Genomic DNA, 19,003 nt, shown 5'->3' with positions numbered 1-19,003 from the left:
AGCATTGGCGCGAGGGACGCAGCAATCGATAGTGGCGTAGATATCTCCTCCACTGCTTCGTCCTCGAAATTTGCAGCCGTGCTGCACGTCACCAGCGGCATAGGCGACTTTGGGCAAGGGATTCTCCTTGGAACCTGGAACAGGCAGTCAGTAGACAAGCACTGACTGCCATCGTGAGGATTGTCACGATGGCTTTGCTCTTCGCTGACGTTGCCAAATTCCACACCATCTTTCTATACCTTTTTTGTTTCCAGATACGCCTCCAGCCTCCAGGTCACATCAATGATGTTGGGGTCGTGCGGCCACAGTTTGATGGTGTCGAGGAAGGCGGGGACGATAACCGGCATCCAGACAGGCTCATCGCGCGGCAGTACCACCGTGACCGGTGGCATGGTTTGTCCTTTGGTTTGGACAATACTGAAATGCCGGTTGGCCCATTGAGCGCACCACGTACCGCTCTCCGGACAGGCTGAGCCAGTTTTAGCGGGCGTGCCCAGTGGTTCACGCGGAATCAGGAGACCGGTGGCGGGGTCGAGGCGCTTGTCGTTGGCCAGGCGCACTACCAGCTTCTCGTCGGGCTTGGCGGGGGCGACGGCGGCGTCCTGCTCCTTCTTCCACTGAAAGGTGCCGTCCCAGTGCGGCAGTTTCGCTGGCGGCAACGGCACAATCTGGTCGATGTCGGGGACTTTGGGGTTCTTGCTTTCGTTGTGGCGCAGCAGTAATTTAATTTCCTTGTAACGGCGTGAGCGTTCGAGGTCTTCGGGGAGGGCGAGGTAGTCCAGCGTATCTGACGGTAAGACACCTTTAAAACTATCTTCCAGTTTAAGGGCCGATTCGGTATTGCCTGCTGCGACAGCTTTCTGGAAGGCTTGAACGGCTGCGGCGTAGAGATTATCTGTTTGTAAATCTATACCTAACATCTGTGCTGCTTCACCATGCCCTTGATTGGCTGCACATTGACGCATCTGCCGTGCAATCTCCGGTGCAATATCAATCGGCGCCAGTTGCTCGGCAACATAATATTGCGCGTCGGGACTGCCAAGGTCCGCCGCTTTGCGGTAGTAGATCAGCGCATTCTGATGGCTACGCTTGACGCCATAGCCCAGCTCCAGATACCGGGCCATGTCGTAGTAACCGCCGGGGATGCCTGCATCGATCAGTTGCTGCGCCAATAGCACGGTTTCCCGGCTCGGATTGGGCGACTCCGCCTGCCCTTGCGACACCAGCTTTTGCAGGTTGCTGTTGGCCTTGTAATGACCGTGGGCGGCGGCAATGCGGTAGTAGCGTGCTACCTCGTCATAGTGTGGCTCGCCGGCTTGCTTCTCCAGCCAGCGGGCGTATTTAAACAATTGATCAGCGTCGGGATTCAGAGTCGGCAGGCGGTCGGCTTCTTTTGTACACGTGAAAGCCAGATTGGCGCGTAAAGCAGTGGTATCGGGTACGGCAGGCACAGGTTTCTCCTTGGAGCAGGCAGTCAGTAAGAAGCTCGATGCGAGCAGTAAAGTAATAAAGTGACGGTAGGGATGGGTTGGCATGTTCAGTCCATTGATTTGCGTTCAGTGCCGGTATAGATGAAGCCGACCAGTGAAGCTTCCGGCCGCAGTTTTTTTGCCCGATTATTTTTATTACGCCGGATGATATCTCCCCACTTTTCAAACGCATCCCCCACATTGTCCTGCCCACCCTTGTTATTCGTATGCAAATTCCACAACTTCTTGCGCAGCGGCTGGGTCGCGTCAGCGCGCTCATGACAGATGTTCAATTCACTATCGGCCTCCATGCTGCGCACATTGATGTTGGCTGAGCCGAGCATGGTGTAGGTGTCGTCGATGAGCATCAGTTTGGAGTGGATGTAGACCGGCATCCAGTTCTCTGCCGGGGAGTCGGGGGCGACCAGGCTGCAGATATGCACCTTTAAGCCCGGCGTGGCGGTCGGCAGGACGGTCTTGTCCGCGGCATCGGGATTGCTTTGCAGGTCTTGCTGCTGTTGCATGGCTTCGTTCATCTGCTGTTGCAGCGCGGCTTGTTTGTCTTTGGCTTGTTGCCGTTGTGCCTGGGCGGCCTTGAGCCTGTCGTGGCTGGCTTGCTGTTGCGCCGGGGTGTCGTAGAGGCTGCGGTTGCTGGCAATGGCGTTGGCTTTGGCGTGGGCGCGCACTTCGGCGTTGCAGGCTTCCTGATACTGCTGTTGCAGATTATCTTTCTTGTCTTCGAGGGCGATGCCGGGCATGACGTCGGGACGGCCCAGCGCGCGCAGGAGTTCGTAGGTGCGCAAGGTGCCGGGGCCGATGCCGTCGTCGCTGGCGTTGGTGACGACGAACAGGTGGATCGGGTATTGGTCGACGGGGCGTCCGGCATTGACCTGGCGTTGTACGGCGGCCTTGATCTGTGCGGCCAGCCTGGGGTAGCGGAAGTACTGGTTTTCGATATAGAGGTAGCTGGTGACGTTGTTGATGGCTTGCGCGTAGCCGCGCCGGATGTCGGTTTCACCGTGTTCGGGCTGGGTGCGCAGAATTTGCGCCATGACGGGGGTGCCGCTTTGCCTGACGCAGCGATTCGTGATGGGTTGATGCTGTGCTTCGAGGACTTGGCGTTTTTTGAGGAGATGGTCTGCGGTGGCGTCGTCCCAGGCCTGGCAGAAGTTGTGGTTCAGCGAGATCAGGATGGGGCCGTGCAGACGGCTGGAGATGTCTTGCCGGGGCGTAGCGCCGTTGCGGCCTTCGTCGGGGCCGTGCCGGGTTGCGCTGTGACCGTCGCGGTCCCAGTAGGCGTCGAGCATGTTGTGGCCCATGACGAAGCCGACGGCGCGGGCGGGGTCTTCGTAGTCGATGAGGACCATCTTTTGGTGATGGGAGGGGAAGAGGCTCATCACGGCGGTGGCTTGCGGGTCCTTCGTTTGCTGGCCAGCATGTACGGCGGCGCGCCCGCGTCCCATCAGACTCATGTCACGGGTGGCGTAGATCAGGTTGCCGGTCGGTAGCAAGTGAGGCAGCAAGGGATTGCCGGCGATGTGTGCCCGGCGGTACCACTGCACATCGAAATCCCGTTGCCATGGGGTGCGCAGGTCTTTAGGCGCTTGTTTATGCCAGGCGGCGGCGACGTGATCAGCGGTGGTGGCGGTGGGGTTGTCGCCGGGAGCGGGGTCTTCGATGAATTGCGCGCCATTGTCCACGCTTCTCCAGCGCAAGAGACGTATCTTGAGGCCCTTTTTTTCTGCTTTCTTGTCGAGCAGCTGGCCGATGGTGAGGTTGCCGGCAAGGTAGCCGCGCTTGAAGTACATCGACGGCTGAAAGCCCCAGCAAATGATGTCGATGCTGTGGGTGGCTTGTTCGATGGCGTCGTAAATGGCGCCAAAGGCGGCTTCGCCATTGACCAGCGGCTCAAACGAACAGCCTTTGGGGGAGTAGACGGTGCCCTGGACAAACCACGGCAGCGTGAGGGTGGCGCTGCGGGTGTGGTCGGTGGCGATGGGGACGGTGATGGTCTGGTCTTCGTGGAGGATGCTCATGTCTTATCCTTCCTGGGTGAGGTTGAGCAGTTGCTGGTAGATGTCGCGATAGTGCGCGCGATCTTGCTTTGTTTCTGTGTCAGTCTGTCCTTGTTCGTGGCGATGGAAGCCGGTATTGGCGAGCGTCGCATTGCGTTCGTCGCCTCGCCACGCTTCTGTCATGGGTAGCTTCAGATGCATGCCATTGCCTAGCTTTACTGCGTACTGCTGCACGCCGCGCTGATGCGCCACCGGCATTTGTCCACTGGCGTCGATGACGCCTTTGCTGATCGGGACGCCATCGGCGAGCAGTTCATAGGGCATGCCGAGGGGTAATGCTGCATGCGACGCCGGGGCGATCACGGCACTCAGATTCAGCGGTATTTTTGGTAAAAAATCACCGGCAGGTAAACGATGATCGCCGGGCAGACTTGCCGGACCTGGCCGACGATGACTTGCGGCTCTCCACGTTCTGTTGCCCAGGGTGCCTTCTTCAATGCCCAGGGGCGTGATCCGGATGTACGAGCCGCCAGCCTTGAGGAGGATTTCTTCCTTGGCGCTGATGGCGAGGCGGCCGTTGGCGCTGGTCATCATGACGTTCTTGTCTGCCGTCAGCGCCAAGTCATCGCTTTGCGCCTGTATCTCGATTTTGCCTTTGGCGGCGAACAGTTTCATGCCAAGCTTGTGCGCAATCAGAGAAATGGCTTCACCCGCCGCGACCGTAAAGCGCTTCATGACGCTGATATCGGCATTGCCGCCCGCCGTGGCGATCAGATGCTCGCGCGCGGAAACCTGCACGTCCGTTCCGGATGCCAGGGCAATTCCAGCGGGTGCACTCATGACGATTCCGGCTTGCTTGAGTTGTTTTAAGGTGTCGTCGAGAAATGCCTTTTGTTCGGCATAGTCGGCGGCAATGGCTTGTGCAGATTTGGTGGCTTGGGTCAAAGCATAAGTCTGCTCCAGAGAGGCTTCCAAATTGGCGATTGCGGCTTGCATGTCCAACTGTTTACCCTGCGCTCCTGGCTGTGCATCGGCATTGATGAACACACCCTTGCCGCCGCGGATCGCCGCATGGGCATCGGTGCGCAGTTCAACACCTTGCCCACGCGGCTGGCGCTTGCTGTCCACCAGATGCCCGAGATTCAACTGACTCTTGCCGGAATGCTCAGTACTGAGTTTGATATGCTCCTGCCCTTTCCAATCCTCCATGCGCAACTTGTTGTTACTCTGCGTGCGGATGACGTTGCGGCTCAGCCAGCGGTCTTCGGTGGTGATGTGGTCAGGCTGTCGGCTGTTGTGGTGCAGGTGGGCGATGTAGGGTTTATTCGGGTTGCCGTCCATGAAGGCAATCGCCGCTTCGGTGCCGTCAATGATCGGGAAGTGGAAACCGGTTTCGTGGGCGCCGGCGAAGGGCTTGGCTAATCGGAGCGGCACGCTCTCGCCACCGGGGTTCCATTCATCGAAGTCAAGATCGAAGCGGACCGTATAGTGGCCGTGCTTAGTGATGTAGGCATGCGGGTACTTGCCGGGTGAGGTGACGCGTGCCGATAAGGTGCCGGCGATCTTCGGCCAGTTGGCTTCGTCGAGTTGCAACCGGAAGCGGCGGTCACTCGGAATCGCGGTGTAGCTGTTCTTGTAGGCGGCGTCGCGTGCGCCGCTGTGGGTGACGCTGACGATGACCTGGCCGTTGGGGGCGTCCGGCAGGGATTGATCCATGCGCAGGATGCGTGCAGGACACAGTTCGAGGACGTTGCTTTCGCCGGTATAGACGATCTGACGCGCAATCGCTGCTTCATGGCGTAGTTGCGCTTCCCATTTGGCATCTTTTTGATTCAGATGATGGCTGCCGTAGACATAAGGTTGACCGTAGGTGGTCTTGTCGGCGCGGTCGATATTGGCTTCTTCCTTGAAGCGCTCCCAGGCGTCGGCCGGATGGTAGTCGGCGACGCGATACGAAGCGGGAACCGTTTGCGACTGCGTTTGCAGGCTGAATACCGTTTCGGTATTCGCTTCCAGTCCGGCGGTTTCGCGATACGGCACCTTGAGTTCGGGCTGGTAGATGTAGTGATCGATGTCGTCACCAAAGACGATGATGTCGCCGAACTTGCCGGGAGTGAAATAGCTGTGCAGACCTTCCTGTTGCATCAGCAAATGGATGTAGTCCCAATCACTCATCTGGTATTGCAGGCGAAAGGCGTGTTCTGGATAGGTGCGGCGGGTCTTGAACTGGAACTGGTTACCGTTGAAGTCGTGACGACGCAGGATCGCTTCGATGATTTGCGGGGCCGTCTTCTTCTGAAAGACGCGGCTGGTGTGGGTCAGGCGCAGACGTGCGACCAGCGGTTCGATGGTGAATTCGTAGCGGTGGAAGTCGTGGGTCTGTTTGCGTTTGTTGAAGTGGGTGATGCAGCCCACGAAGGTACGTCCTTCATGTGCATCGTTGGCATTGCCGAACAGCGCATCGACGACCGATGGCGTGATGGTGAAGCTGGCTTCCTTGCCGAGGTAGTCCGCACGATGCAATTCTTGCGGGTGGGTGAGCTGCACTACGACGCGATACGGCTCACCCAAGGTCTCGGTGGCTTCAAATGACACCACCGACAATGCCGCTGCGGAGGCGGTGCCGGGTATGGCGACGTGATATTGCTGCTGGCAGATTACTGATGGTTTGTTCATCTCTGGCATTCCTTCGCGGTGTCGTCGGGGTGACGTGATCGAAAAGGCATGCTAAGAGATGCTCAGGAACATGCATATAGAACGATTTCTATACTTCATTTATATGTAATTGCGTCGCAAATGAATTCTTTTTTTGCTCTTGGGTGTGCGCGCAGAGGATGTGGTGAGGTGTTGCCACAAACAGAAGCAGTTGCCGTAAAAGATAAACCGCCTCAGCCTTGGGAGGCTGAGGCGGCGAAAGTGCACTACTACATCAGGGTGTCACGGGGAGGAAGGCTGTTAGTCTGACATTCAGCTGGTCTTGGTGACCTTGCTCAGATGGCGCGGCTTGTCGGGATCCATGCCGCGCGCCACGGCCAGTTGGGCCGCCATTACGTAGAACGCCTGGATCGCGACGATAGGATCGAGATCCGGTGTGACTGCGGTCGGCAGGGTGAGGTCACGTTCGGCGATATCGGCGGGCGCCGCCAGCAGGACTTTGGCGCCGCGCTGGCGCATTTCGGCGGCGAGCTGCAGCATGCCGGCCTGGGTGGGTCCGCGGGTGGCGAACATCAGCAAGGGATAGCCCTCGTTGATGAGCGCCATCGGACCGTGCTTGATTTCGGCGCCGCTGAATGCTTCGGCCTGGATGGCGGAGGTTTCCTTGAATTTGAGCGCCGCTTCCAGCGCCAGCGGGAAACCGATGCCGCGCCCGACCACCATGATGCTGGTGGCCGGAGCGAGTATCTCGACGGCTTTGGACCAGTCGCTGTCGGCGGCGCGCTGCAGCGATTCCGGCAGGCTGTCCAGCGCGTGCAGGAAGCCGGCGTCGTCTTGCCAGTGACCGGCGAACAGTGCGCCGGCGACCAGGCTGGCGATGAAACTCTTGGTCGCGGCCACGCTGAGTTCGGCGCCGGCGTGCAATGGCAACGTCCATTCGGCGGTCTTCGCCAATGGCGATTCGGCGTCATTGATGAGCGCCACCGTGGTGGCGCCGCCATCGCGGAAGTAGCGGATCGGCTCGATCACGTCGGGGCTTTGCCCGGATTGCGAAATGGCGATCGCCAGCGCATCGCGGGCAATCAGCGGCGCCTTGTTGAGCGTCACCAGCGACATCGGCAGCGAGGCCACGATGTGACCGAGGCGCACCATGGTCAGGTAGGCGCAATAGCTGGCGGCGTGGTCGGAACTGCCGCGCGCCACCGTGACGATCCCTGACGGCGGCGCCGTGCGCAGCCAGCGCCCCAGTTCGGCATAACGGGCCTGGTCGCGGGCGAGCTGCTCGGCGACGTGACTGCCGGCCGAACGGGCCTCCTTAAGCATGAGCGAGGTCAATCTTTTCTCCTTCTACGTAGACTTCTTTTAATTTGAACTGGCGATCGAATACCAGGATGTCGGCAAAGCAGCCGGGCTTGAGGCGGCCGCGTTCCTTGACGCCGAGGTAGTCGGCCGGATAGGTCGAGGTGCGCAGCGAGGCTTCGGAAATATCCAGGCCCATGGCGATCAGGTTGCGCAGCGCCTGGTCCATCGTCAACGTGCTGCCGGCCAAGGTGCCGTCGGCCAGGCGCACGCCGCCGGCGCATTTGTGCACCACCTGGCGGCCCAGCGCGTAGTCGCCGTCGGGCATGCCGGCGGCGGCGGTGGAGTCGGTCACGCAATACAGGCGCGGGATGGCGCGCAGCGCAGTACGGATGGCGCCGGGATGCACGTGCAGCAGATCGGGAATCAGCTCTGCGTATTCCGCATGCGCCAGCGCGGCGCCGGCCATGCCCGGTTCGCGATGGTGGAAGCCGCTCATGGCGTTGAACAAATGGGTGAAGCCGGCGGCGCCGTTCTTCAGCGCCGCGACGCCATCGTCGTAGGTGCCGAGCGTATGGCCGATCTGCACCAGCATGCCGCCGGTGGTCAGGACACGCACCAGTTCGAGGTGGCCGTCGACTTCCGGCGCGATGGTGATCAGCTTGATCGGCGCGAAGCTGGCCAGCCAGTCGACCTGCTCCAGTGTCGCTTCGATGGCGAAGTCGGGTTGCGCACCGAGCTTGCCGGGATTGATGTAAGGACCTTCGAGATGCACGCCGAGGATGCGCGCGCGGCCGCTGCCTGGTTCGCGTCTGCGGCTGGCGCTGCCGATGGCCTTGAGCGCAACTTCGAGTTCGTCCAGCGGCGCCGTCATGGTGGTGGCGAGCAGGCTGGTGGTGCCATGGCGTGCATGCAGGCGCGCGATGACGTCGATGGCGTCGCCGCCTTCCATGACATCCTTGCCGCCGCCGCCATGCACGTGCAGGTCGATGAAGCCGGGCAGGATGTAGTCGCCGTCGTTGGCGTGCGGCGTGCCGTCGGCCGGTTCGAATTCCAGCTGCGCACCGTCAATGCTGCAGATCAGGTCGCCGAAACTGATGGCGCCGTCGATCCAGCCGTGCGGCGTGAGGACGTTGCCGCGAACCTGGGTGATGGAGGACATGGGCTTAGCTCCGTTCTTCAAATGGTCAGACTTGATGACAGCCGGCGACGCGCCAGCAGCAAGGCGCCGTCGGCAGCATCGGCCAGCGCCGGTGTGATGCGTTGCTGCAGCGCCGGCGAGAAATATTCTTGCAGCGCGCCGGCCAGGCCGCCGCACAGCGCCAGCGGCAATTGCTTGTCCGGATCCAGCGTGGCGGCCATCAGTTCCAGTTCGGCTGCTGCCTCGGTCAGGATGGCACGCGCCGCCGGATCGTCGCCGGCGTGGGCGATGACCAGTCGCGCGAGCCGGGCGAACGCGGCCTGGTCTGCTTGCGACAGCCAGTCAAGCACGACGTCGCGTTCGCTGCGTCCGGGATTGATGACGGCGCCGTCCGTCGCGCAAAACGCCACCGTCGCCGCCGACAAGGCGCCATGCGGGGCGCGGCCATCGACTACATGCTGGGCATGATTGATCGCACGCAGTCCCATCCAGGCGCCGCTGGCATCGTCTCCGGAGGGAAAGCCCCAGCCGTCGACCACGTGTTCGCTGCCGTCGGCATACAGGGCCACACCGATGGTGCCGGTGCCGACCGCGATGATGGCGCCGGGCCGGCCCTGATGCGCGCCGAGCAGTGTGGTGGTGGCGTCGCTGACGATCTCCAGCGCGCCGAAGGCGGGCGCCTGGGCGCGGAAATCAGCCGCCCATTGCGTCACGTTGTAGCCGGCCACGCCCATGCCGGCGGCCATGCGCGCCAGCGATGGCATGGGCATGCCGGTCTGCGCGAAGGCACCTTGCAGCGTGGTCAGGATTGCGTTCCAGGCGGCCGGTGCGCCGTTGCGCAGTGCCGATCCGGGACCGGTCGCTTCAGTCGGCGGGCTGCCGTCAGCTGGGACCACGCGCACCAGCGTTTTGGTGCCGCCGCCATCTACACCGATGAGATAGTCGTATGCCTGGTCCATCCGTTGTCCGTTGTCTCAAATTTTTACTAATGTGTAGTCGACGCCGCACCGTCAATGCTGCACTTGCTGGCGCGACGACAGGACGTTGCCCGGTTTCAGGCGGCGCAAGGCGTTGCCGTCGCTATCGAAGACGTGAAAGACATTGGTGTCTGCTGATAGTTCAATGGTTTCGCCGATCCCGACATTGCGGTTGCCGTCGCCGCGCACCACGATGTCTTGTCCGCCGGACAGCGTGACGTAGATGAAATTGGCTTCGCCGAGATGCTCGACCAGATTCACCTGGCCGCTGAACTGTTCGGAGCCGGCAGTGTTTTCATGGATGTGTTCGGCGCGCAATCCGAGCGTGACTTTGTCGCCGACGCCGGCCTTGCCGGGAACGACGTCGACACGCACCTTGTGTCCGCCCGACACGGCGACTTCGAGACCATCTTCCGCCACGGCGGTTACCACGCCCGGCAGGAAGTTCATCTTCGGCGATCCGATGAACCCGGCCACGAACAAATTCTGCGGATGCTGGTACAGCTCCAGCGGTGTGCCGGCCTGCTGGATGTGGCCGTCGTGCATGACCACGATCTTGTCGCCCAGCGTCATCGCTTCGACCTGATCGTGCGTGACGTAGACGATGGTGGCGGCCAGTTGCTTGTGCAGCTTGGCGATCTCCAGCCGGGTCTGTACGCGCAGCGCGGCGTCGAGATTGGACAGCGGCTCGTCGAACAGGAACAGGCGCGGCTTGCGCACGATGGCGCGGCCGATGGCGACGCGCTGGCGCTGGCCGCCGGACAGCTCGCGCGGCAGGCGTTCGAGCAGGTGATCGATCTTGAGGATGCCGGCGGCGTGGCGGATGCGCTCGTCGATGTCGGCCTTGTTGCTGCCGGCGATCTTCAGGCCGAAGGCCATGTTCTTGTACACGTTCATGTGCGGGTACAGCGCATAGCTTTGAAACACCATGGCAATGCCGCGCTTGGCCGGCGGCAGGTGATTGACGATATCGCCGCCGATGGCCAGCTCGCCGCCGCTGATGTCTTCGAGACCGCACAGCATGCGCAGCAGGGTCGACTTGCCGCAGCCGGAGGGGCCGACCAGCACGCAGAATTCGCCGTCGCGGATATCGAGGTTAAGGCCGGCCAGCACGTTTTGCTTGCCGTCGTAGGATTTCTTCAAGTCTTTGATGCTTACGTTTGCCATGATGTTTACCTTGGATGGATTACTTCACTGCGCCGGAAGTCAGGCCGCGGATCAACTGGCGCGAGAACAGCGTGTACAGGATCAGGATCGGAATGACGGCCATCGACAGCGCCGCCAATACTGAATTCCAGTCGGTGGCGTACTGGCCGATGAATTGCTGCACGCCGAGCGTCACGGTCTTGGTCTGGTCGCCGGGCGCCAGGATCAGCGGGAACCACAGGTCGTTCCATGCCGGGATCATGGTGAACACAGCGACAGTGGCGATGGCGGGGCGGATCAGCGGCAGGATGATCTGGAAAAAGATCCTGAACTCGCCGACACCGTCGCAGCGCGCGGCATCCTTGAGCTCGGTCGGAATCTGGCGGATGAACTCGGACAGGATCATCACCGCCAGCGGCAGGCCCTGCGCGGTGTAGACCAGGATCAGTGCGGTGCGCGTATTGATCAGGTCGAGCGACACCACCAGCTGCAGGATGGAGACGGTGCCGAGCCGGATCGGGATCATGATGCCGATGGCCATGAACAGGGTCATCAGGCGGTTGCCGCGGAATTTGTATTCCGACAGCGCCCAGCCCGCCATGGCGCCGAACAGCACGATCAGGATCAGCGAGCCTATCGTCACCACCAGGCTGTTGCCGAAGTAGAGCAGGAAGTTGGTGTTCGACAGCACCTTGTGGAAGCCGATCAGCGAGAAGCTGTCGACCGTCGGCAAGGCCATCGGGTTGTCGAAAATCGCCTGGCGCGACTTGACCGAATTGATCAGGATCAGCGCAATCGGAAACAGCGCGATCACCGCATACAGGCACAGCACGATGTGCACCCAGATATGGCCGGCCGGACCGAAGCTGCGCTGAATCAGCGAGGGACCGCGGGCAGTGCCAGCCTTGCCGGCCTTGCCGTGATTCTCCTGCGCCGCGGGTGCGATGGTGGAAGAAACTGAAGTCATCGCGATTCCTTAAAGCTCGTAGCGGGTCAGCTTGCGCTGCACCAGATAGAAATAAGTGCCGACGCCGGCCAGGATCACTAGGAACATCAGCGTCGCCACCGCCGCGCCCATGGTCGGACTGCCGACCTGGGCCTGGTAGCCGAAGAAGGTGCGGTAGAAGAACGTGCCCAGCAGGTCGCTCGAATAGTTCGGGCCGGCCAGCGCGCCCTTGACCGAATAGATGAGGTCGAAGGCGTTGAAGTTGGCGACGAAGGTCAGGATCGTGACCAGCCCCAGCGTCGGCCAGATCAGCGGCAGCTTGATTTGCCAGAAGATGCGCAAAGCGCCGGCGCCCTCGGCATGGGCGGCTTCCAGTACTTCTTCCGGCACGGCCAGCAGCGCAGCGTAGATCAGCATCATCGGGATGCCGATGTATTGCCACACGGAGATCAGTGACAGCGTGAACAGCGCGGTGGACTCCTGGCCCAGGAAGGGGGCGAAATAGTCGCCCAGGCCGACCAGCGTCATGAGTTTTTCACCCACGCCCCACAGCGGCGAAATGATCAGTTGCCAGATGAAGCCGATGATCACCACCGACAACAGCGTCGGCAGGAAAATCAAAGTGCGGTAAGTGCGGGCGCCGCGCAGTCCTTTGAGGCTGAACAGCGTGGCCAGCAGCAGGCCAATCGGATTTTGCAGCAGCATGTGGATGCAGAAGAACTTGACGTTGTTCCACATCGCGTTCCAGAACGCCGTGGACCAGTCCGAATCGAACAGGATGGTGCGGTAGTTGTCGAGGCCGACGAAGCTGTGCACGCCGGCGTCGTTGCTGCTGTAGAAGCCCAGGCGCAGCGTGTCGAGCAACGGCAGCGCACTGAACATGGAATAGATGATGACCGCCGGCGCCAGGAAAGCGACGATGTGCCAGGGGCGAGCTGTTTTCACTGTGACTCCGGAAGTGAAGACTGGAAAAACCTGAGTGCGTGGGCAGCCAAGCACCGGCGCAGATGGTTCTGCGCCGGCGTTGCTGCAATGCTTATTGTTTTTTTATTGTTGCGGCTTGTACCACTTGGCGAAGCCGGTCTGGATCTTGGTCGCCGCATCCTTCGGCGTCATCTTGCCGTTCAGGACTTGCGCGTTGACGTTCCACATCTCGTTTTCCATGCTCGGCGTGCCGCGGTTCAGGATCTGCGAGTTGACGCGGATGGTCGACGAGCACGACTTGCGCCAGTCGATCATCTGCTTGGCGATCGGATCCTTGACCGAGATCAGGTGGTTCGAGAGCGAGAAGAAGCCGGTGACCTTGTTGGTGTAGATGTCGGCGAACTCCTGCGAACCCAGCCATGCCAGGAACTTGTAGGCATCTTCCTTGTTCTTGGATTTCTTGTTCACGCCCATGCCGATGTCATTGTGGTCGGAGATGTAGCAGGAATCGCCGGCCTTCGGCACCGGAGGAGGGAACACGCCCAGTTCCAGCTTGCTGCTGGCATTGGCGTTGAAGTAGGCGATGTCCCACGAGCCGGCGGCATACACTGCGCCCTGGCCCAGTGCGAACATGTTCTGGCTGTCGCCGTAGGTCTGTGCAGACGCACCCTTGGACAGGTACTTGCCGAGCTTGGCTTCATATTCCCAGACGTTCAGGAATTGCGGATCGGTGAACTTGGCCTTGCCGGCGATGAGCGCCTTGCGGCCGGCTTCGCCCTTCCAGTAGTTGGGACCGACGCCGGTAAACAACACCTGGTGCGCTTCCCATTGGTCGGCGGTGCCGAGCACCAGCGGGGTGTACTTGCCGCCGGCCTTGACGGTCTCGAGCAGCTTGAGGAATTCGGCTTCGGTCTTCGGCGGCTGCAGGTTCAGTTCCTTGAAGATCTTCTGGTTGTACAGGAAGCCGTGCATGACCGATGCGATCGGCATGCAGAAGGTGTCCTTGCCGTCATCGGTCTGCCACGCCACCTTGGCGGACGCCGGGAAGGACTCCATGCCCGCTTTGCCGTCGAGTTTTTCCAGATGGCCCTTGTTGTACAGCGACAGTGAAACGTCGAACGGACGGCAGGCGACCAGATCGCCGGCAGTGCCGCCGGCCAGGCGCGCGGTCAGGGTGGAGTCGTATTCGGTCGGAGCGGTGGGCGAGAACTTGACGGTGACGCCGGGATTCTTCTTCTGGAAAGCCGGGATCAGGACGTTCTCCCACAGCGCCAGGTCGTCGACGCGCCAGCTTTCGATGGTCAGCGTGCCGGCCTGGGCGTTGCCGCCGGCCAGCGCCAGCAAGACGGCGCTGCTCAGGGTGGCAAGGGCGAGGGCTTTTTTAACGGTTTGCATCAAAGGTCTCCTAATGGTTTTTTGTACATTGATGAAGGCCGCTCTGAGCTTCCGAAAAAATCCGCAATTGCAGAGCCAGCGGCGCGACAGTAGCACCGGAGTACGTGTGATGCGAGCGTTTGGAAACGCGGCAGGAGAAACTCGTTAAGTTATTGATTTAAATCGAAAATAATTGAATTGCTGTTGTGCATGGATTACATATATTTACAGACGATTGAGGCTGATGGCGGACATCCCAATGGCGGCGTTGCGGCCGGGTGTGCAAGCCGGTCCTGCACCAAAACAGGAAACTAAATAAAACATTACATTTCTTTACAAAACCTCAGTCCAATTGATGTTCTCATCGCGTCGGAAGGGGTAGTTACGCTATAGTTTCACGCGCTTTGGAGACGGCAAAAAATCAGAATGATAAAAATGACAAGGCCTGCATTGACGAGACACCGGGAGATGACGCTGCGCGCCGCAACATTATTGTTGGCGGCGCTGCTGTCGCTGTGGCTGTTGTGTGGGGGCCAGCCGGCGCAAGCCGCCGGTCCTGCAGTGACGCCGGCGCCGGCGTCACTGCAGGTGCTGCATTGGTGGACTTCTTCCGGCGAGCGCAAGGCGGTGGACGTGCTGAGCAGCAAGCTGGCGGAGCAGAATATCCAGTGGCGTGATTTTGCGATTCCCGGCGGCGCCGGCATCGGCGCGGGAAAGGTGCTCAAGAGCATGGTGCTGGCCGGACGTGCGCCTGAGGTCACGCAACTCAACGGCGTCATCTTCGGCGAATGGGCCGATCTGGGATTGCTGCTCGAACTCGACAACGTGTCTGCGCAGGGAAACTGGCAAAAGTTGCTGTTTCCGACTGTGTGGTCGCTGCTGAACAATCATGGCCACGTCGTTGCTGCGCCGCTCGGCATCCATCGCATCAACAATCTCTATTACAACATCGCGGTGTTCAACCGCCTCGGGCTGAGCGTGCCGCGCAGCTGGGATGAGTTCGACAAGGTCGCGGCCAGGCTGAAGCAGGCCGGCGTTGTTCCGCTGGCGCAGAGCAGCGAGTCGTGGCAAGTCGCGACCTTGTTCGAGACGCTGGTGCTGTCCGAAGGAGGTCCGGCGTACTATCGCCAACTGTTTGTCGACCTCAGTCCGCGCGCGTTCACCGATGCCCGGCTGTTGCGTGCGCTGCAGCGCTTGCGCGGGCTCAGGCAGGCAATGCAGTCGCCGGTGAAGGAGCGGCCTTGGACCGAAGTGGCGCGCCAGCTGGCTGACGGCGAGGCGGGCATGTTCATCATGGGCGACTGGGCCAAGGGCGACTTCAACGCCTGGGGCCTGAGCGCCGACCAGCAATTCGGCTGCGCCGCCGTGCCGGGCACGGCGGACTATCACCTGTATAGCATCGACACGCTGGCGATGTTCGCCGACGACTACTCGCACCAGCCGGCGCAGGAAGTGCTGGCGCAGATTGCGATGTCGCCAGCGGTGCAATCCGACTACAATAAATTCAAAGGCGCGATCCCGGTCTGGCGTTCGCCTGACACCAGCAAGATGGACGGCTGCTCGCAGAATTCCTGGCGCGTGTTCAGCAAGGGTTCGGCTTACCTCGCACCGAGCCTGGTGCATCGCATGGCTACCGACGAAACCACCAAGGACGCCATTGTGGCCGAGTTGCGGCGCTTCTTCGTCGATGACCAGATCAGCGAAGCCGAGGCGCAGCGCCGACTCGCATCGATCGCCAGGGCGCTTTCGAGAACCGGAAAAGTGGAGTAAAGATCACCGTAATGACGCGCAAAATCCTTATCGTCGATGACGACCAGAAGACCCGGACTCTCCTCAAAACCTATCTGGAGAAGAACCAGTACGAAGTGCGCCTGGCGCATAACGGCGAAGCCTTTCTTGCCGAATTCCAGCGCTACGCCGACGAATTGTCGCTGGTGATCCTCGACGTCATGCTGCCGGACACCGACGGCTTCGCGCTGTGCAAGATCGTGCGGCGCAAATCGAATGTGCCGATCATCATGCTCACCGCCAGTTCGGACGAAACCGATCGCGTGGTCGGACTTGAGCTGGGCGCCGACGACTACATCGCCAAACCTTACAGCCCGCGCGAACTGCTGGCGCGCATCAAGGCCATCCATCGCCGCACCGGCATCGACAACGCCGCAGCGCCGCGCTTCTATCGCTTCGTTGGTTTCACGCTGGACACGGTGGAACGCACCCTGCTCGACAGTGCAGGGCAGGTGGTGGCGCTGACCGGGATGGATTACCAGTTGCTGAAGTACTTCGTCGAACATCCGGGCGACGTGCTCGACCGCAACGTGCTCAGCGAAGAAACCCGCGGCCGCGACGCCGGCCCTCTGGATCGTTCGCTCGACGTGCAGATCAGCAAACTGCGCCTGCGTCTTAGCGACGACGGCAAGCAGCCGCACCTCATCAAGACGGTGCGCGGTGCGGGTTATGTCTTCTCGGCTGACGTGACGGCGGCGGCGATCTGATCATGTCGGGATTGCCTTCGGTCCTGCCCAAGGTATTCAGTGGCCGCTCCTCCGTGGCGATCACACGCCTGCTTGATCGGGTGCTGCCGAATTCGCTGCTGGGACGCCTGTCGGTGGTGATGATCTTCGGCGTGCTGGTGACGCAACTGGCCGGCGGATTGATCTGGGCGGCGCAGCTGCGCACCAAGTCCGAGGCGGAGACCCGTGTGGCGGCGCAGCATCTTGCTCACAGCGCATCAGGCGCGATCCGGTATTTCATGACGCTGCCCGCGAACTACCGCCCGATCATGATCCAGCAGTTGCGCGAAATGGGCGGCACGCGCTTCTTCATCAACGCCAACAGCGCGCTGGTGCCGATACCGTCGATTGCCTCCAATTCGCTGGCCGATATCGCCGCCGAAGCGGCGGGGGAGACGCTGAAATCGGACTTGCCCTTCTTGCCGGAATTCCACCTCAGCTTCGCCTGGCCCGACAACCTGCCGGTGTCCGACGACGGCCTCAAGATCGGCGACCTGCCCGACAGCTGGGTGCAGCACATCCTGCTGATCAAGCCGAATCCGGCACCGGTGCTGGTGATCCAGACTCAGATCGAGTCCGGCAAGTGGCTGTACCTGGCGGCGTTGATGCCCAATCCGTATTTCCTCGACAGCAGCAACCCCTTGTCGTTGGACCGCGTGGTCCTGCAGGGGCTGTCGCTGGCCGCGATCCTGTTGCTGACGATCCTGGTGGTGCGCTGGACCACGCGGCCGCTGGCGGCGCTGTCGGATGCCGCCGAAGCCTTCGGCAAGGGCGAGACTGTGCCGGAGTTGCCCGAGACCGGCAGCCGCGAATTCGTCAAGACCGCGCGCGCCTTCAGCGGCATGCGCGAACGCATCAAGCGTTACCTGGAAGACCGCGAGCGCCTGTTTGTCTCAATCTCGCACGACCTGCGCACGCCGATCACGCGACTCAAATTGCGCACCGAGCTGCTCGACGACGACGACATGCGCACCGAATTCCACGACGACCTCGACGAGCTGGACATGATGGTCAAGGGCGCGCTGCAATCGGTGAAGGACAGCGATATCCATGAAAACCGCACCGAAGTGCGGCTCGATGCGCTGGTGGCGCGCATGATCCGCGACGCCAGCATGGCCGGGCACGAGGTGGCGTTCGAGCCGTCCGGCATCAACGTCATGGCCAAGCCGCTGGCCTTGAAGCGCGCTATCGGCAACCTGTTCGACAATGCACTGCATTATGGAGAAAAGGTGGAAATCGCCATCCGCCAGTCGCAGGCGCTGGAAGGCGACATGGTCGAAATCGAGATCCGGGACCACGGACCCGGCGTACCCGAAGACGCTATGGGCAGCTTGTTCCAGCCCTATGTACGGCTTGAGCACGGACGCAGCGCCAATAGCGGCGGCATGGGTCTGGGCCTGGGGATCGCGCGCAACATCGTGCAGGCGCACGGCGGCGAACTGCTGCTGCGCAATCATCCGCAGGGAGGCCTGATTGCGACCATCATCGTTCCGGCGCGCTGAACCTGTATGTGGCAGCAGAGTCGAAAAAGAGGGCGCAAATTGGCGCTCCTCGCAAAACCGGCTGAATTAATTCTCATACCCGTCTACAATGTGGGTTGATTAAATATCATCCTATTTAGTATCTCGTTGTCCACCATCGCATGAACCAGACTGTTCGCAACGACCATCAGCTTGAACGCCAGGCAGAGCGCCAAAAAGATCACGCAGTGATCCTTTTGCACGGCCTGTGCGGCTCCAGCCTGGAACTGGGCACCATTCCCAAGGCGCTCAAGAAGGCCAACTGTACCGTGGTGGAGATGCAGATCCCGAACTATTCCGCCTCGCTGACCGATCCGGGCGTCACGCCCAACTGGATGGACTGGTGCGCCATGGTCGAGAGCAAGGTCGTCAAGCTCAAGGAAGAGCACAAGACCGTGTCGCTGTGCGGTCTCAGCATGGGGGCGACGCTGGCGCTGGCGGTGGCCAGCTTCAGCAAGGAAATCCTCAGCGTGGTGCTGCTGTCGCCGGTGTTGCGCTATGACGGCTGGTCAATCCCGTGGTACCACCGCATGATGAACGTTCCGTATCGCCTCGGTTATCGCAACTGGACCTACAAGGAAAGCGATCCCTACGGCATCAAGAATTTTGAAATGCGCCGGCGCGTCGCAGCCGCGCTGAAGAAGGACGGCGTGGCGGCAGTCGGCGCGGCGGCAATCCCGGCGCGTCATCTGTGGGCGGCGCAAAAGCTGATGGCCTATGTGCGGCAGTCGCTGTCGCAAGTGCGCGCCAGCACGTTGGTGATCCATTCCATCGACGACGAAACGGCCGCGCCGCGCAACGCCGAAATGATCCTGGCGAATATCAATTCCGAAGTGCGCAAGGTGATCTGGCTGGGCGACTGCTATCACATCATCACGGTCGACAACGAGCGCGAGATCGTGACCAACGAGACGGCGCAGTTCATCCGACGCAATATCGAGATGCACAGCAACGACATCTCGCTGAAATACCTGTTGCATAACTCGCCGCTGAAAGATCGCCGCTGACCGGCGGTGCAGAGGAT

The 19,003-nt window shown here is 61.0% G+C and carries 14 protein-coding genes; 4 read left to right on the top strand and 10 right to left on the bottom strand.

Annotation, left to right across the window (positions count from 1 at the left end):
• Positions 1 to 233 precede the first annotated feature (233 nt).
• From F506_RS13535 to F506_RS13490, 10 genes are all read right to left on the bottom strand, one after another.
• Positions 234 to 1,535 carry an SEL1-like repeat protein gene (locus tag F506_RS13535; RefSeq protein ID WP_200907674.1) on the bottom strand — a complete coding sequence of 434 codons (1,302 nt, stop codon included), beginning with the start codon at positions 1,533 to 1,535 and terminating at the stop codon, positions 234 to 236.
• 2 nt (positions 1,536 to 1,537) lie between these two features.
• A complete protein-coding gene (locus tag F506_RS13530) occupies positions 1,538 to 3,505 on the bottom strand; it encodes a phospholipase D-like domain-containing protein (RefSeq protein WP_053198223.1) in 1,968 nt (655 codons plus the stop codon).
• Positions 3,506 to 3,508: 3 nt separating this feature from the next.
• A complete protein-coding gene (locus F506_RS13525; RefSeq protein WP_235471151.1) occupies positions 3,509 to 6,160 on the bottom strand; it encodes a type VI secretion system Vgr family protein in 2,652 nt (883 codons plus the stop codon).
• Between the two features lie 291 nt (positions 6,161 to 6,451).
• Positions 6,452 to 7,462 carry an SIS domain-containing protein gene (locus tag F506_RS13520; protein ID WP_053201599.1) on the bottom strand — a complete coding sequence of 337 codons (1,011 nt, stop codon included), beginning with the start codon at positions 7,460 to 7,462 and terminating at the stop codon, positions 6,452 to 6,454.
• A complete protein-coding gene (gene nagA / locus F506_RS13515; protein ID WP_053198220.1) occupies positions 7,455 to 8,600 on the bottom strand; it encodes an N-acetylglucosamine-6-phosphate deacetylase in 1,146 nt (381 codons plus the stop codon). The genes F506_RS13520 and nagA overlap by 8 nt, the downstream gene beginning before the upstream one ends.
• 17 nt (positions 8,601 to 8,617) lie before the next feature.
• The gene (locus tag F506_RS13510) at positions 8,618 to 9,538 is read right to left on the bottom strand and encodes a BadF/BadG/BcrA/BcrD ATPase family protein (RefSeq protein WP_053198218.1); all 921 of its coding nucleotides are present in this window, start codon (positions 9,536 to 9,538) and stop codon (positions 8,618 to 8,620) included.
• 51 nt (positions 9,539 to 9,589) lie between these two features.
• Positions 9,590 to 10,723, bottom strand: a complete 1,134-nt coding sequence (locus F506_RS13505; protein ID WP_053198215.1) for an ABC transporter ATP-binding protein — start codon at positions 10,721 to 10,723, stop codon at positions 9,590 to 9,592.
• A 19-nt stretch (positions 10,724 to 10,742) separates the two neighbouring features.
• Complete coding sequence (locus F506_RS13500) at positions 10,743 to 11,669, bottom strand: carbohydrate ABC transporter permease (RefSeq protein ID WP_083457874.1); 927 nt, start codon at positions 11,667 to 11,669, stop codon at positions 10,743 to 10,745.
• A 9-nt stretch (positions 11,670 to 11,678) separates the two neighbouring features.
• Positions 11,679 to 12,593, bottom strand: a complete 915-nt coding sequence (locus F506_RS13495) for a carbohydrate ABC transporter permease (protein ID WP_053198213.1) — start codon at positions 12,591 to 12,593, stop codon at positions 11,679 to 11,681.
• Between the two features lie 102 nt (positions 12,594 to 12,695).
• Positions 12,696 to 13,967, bottom strand: a complete 1,272-nt coding sequence (locus F506_RS13490; RefSeq protein WP_053198211.1) for an ABC transporter substrate-binding protein — start codon at positions 13,965 to 13,967, stop codon at positions 12,696 to 12,698.
• Positions 13,968 to 14,414: 447 nt separating this feature from the next.
• Here F506_RS13490 and F506_RS13485 point away from each other — a divergent pair, with 447 nt between their 5' ends.
• The 4 genes from F506_RS13485 (at position 14,415) to F506_RS13470 (ending at position 18,986) form a co-directional block, all read left to right on the top strand.
• The gene (locus F506_RS13485; RefSeq protein WP_235471150.1) at positions 14,415 to 15,716 is read left to right on the top strand and encodes an ABC transporter substrate-binding protein; all 1,302 of its coding nucleotides are present in this window, start codon (positions 14,415 to 14,417) and stop codon (positions 15,714 to 15,716) included.
• An 11-nt stretch (positions 15,717 to 15,727) separates the two neighbouring features.
• Entirely contained in the window at positions 15,728 to 16,441 is a 714-nt protein-coding gene (locus F506_RS13480) for a response regulator (protein WP_053198207.1), read from the top strand.
• Between the two features lie 2 nt (positions 16,442 to 16,443).
• Positions 16,444 to 17,961 carry an ATP-binding protein gene (locus tag F506_RS13475; RefSeq protein ID WP_053198206.1) on the top strand — a complete coding sequence of 506 codons (1,518 nt, stop codon included), beginning with the start codon at positions 16,444 to 16,446 and terminating at the stop codon, positions 17,959 to 17,961.
• Positions 17,962 to 18,101: 140 nt separating this feature from the next.
• Positions 18,102 to 18,986 (top strand): alpha/beta hydrolase, encoded by an 885-nt coding sequence (locus F506_RS13470; RefSeq protein ID WP_053198204.1) that lies wholly within the window; start codon positions 18,102 to 18,104, stop codon positions 18,984 to 18,986.
• The last annotated feature ends 17 nt before the right edge of the window (positions 18,987 to 19,003 follow it).

It is taken from the genome of Herbaspirillum hiltneri N3 (assembly GCF_001267925.1).
Taxonomy (GTDB): Bacteria; Pseudomonadota; Gammaproteobacteria; order Burkholderiales; family Burkholderiaceae_D; genus Herbaspirillum; species Herbaspirillum hiltneri.
The sequence above is the reverse complement of the archived record's forward strand: the minus strand, read 5'-3'. Positions and strand labels throughout refer to the sequence as shown.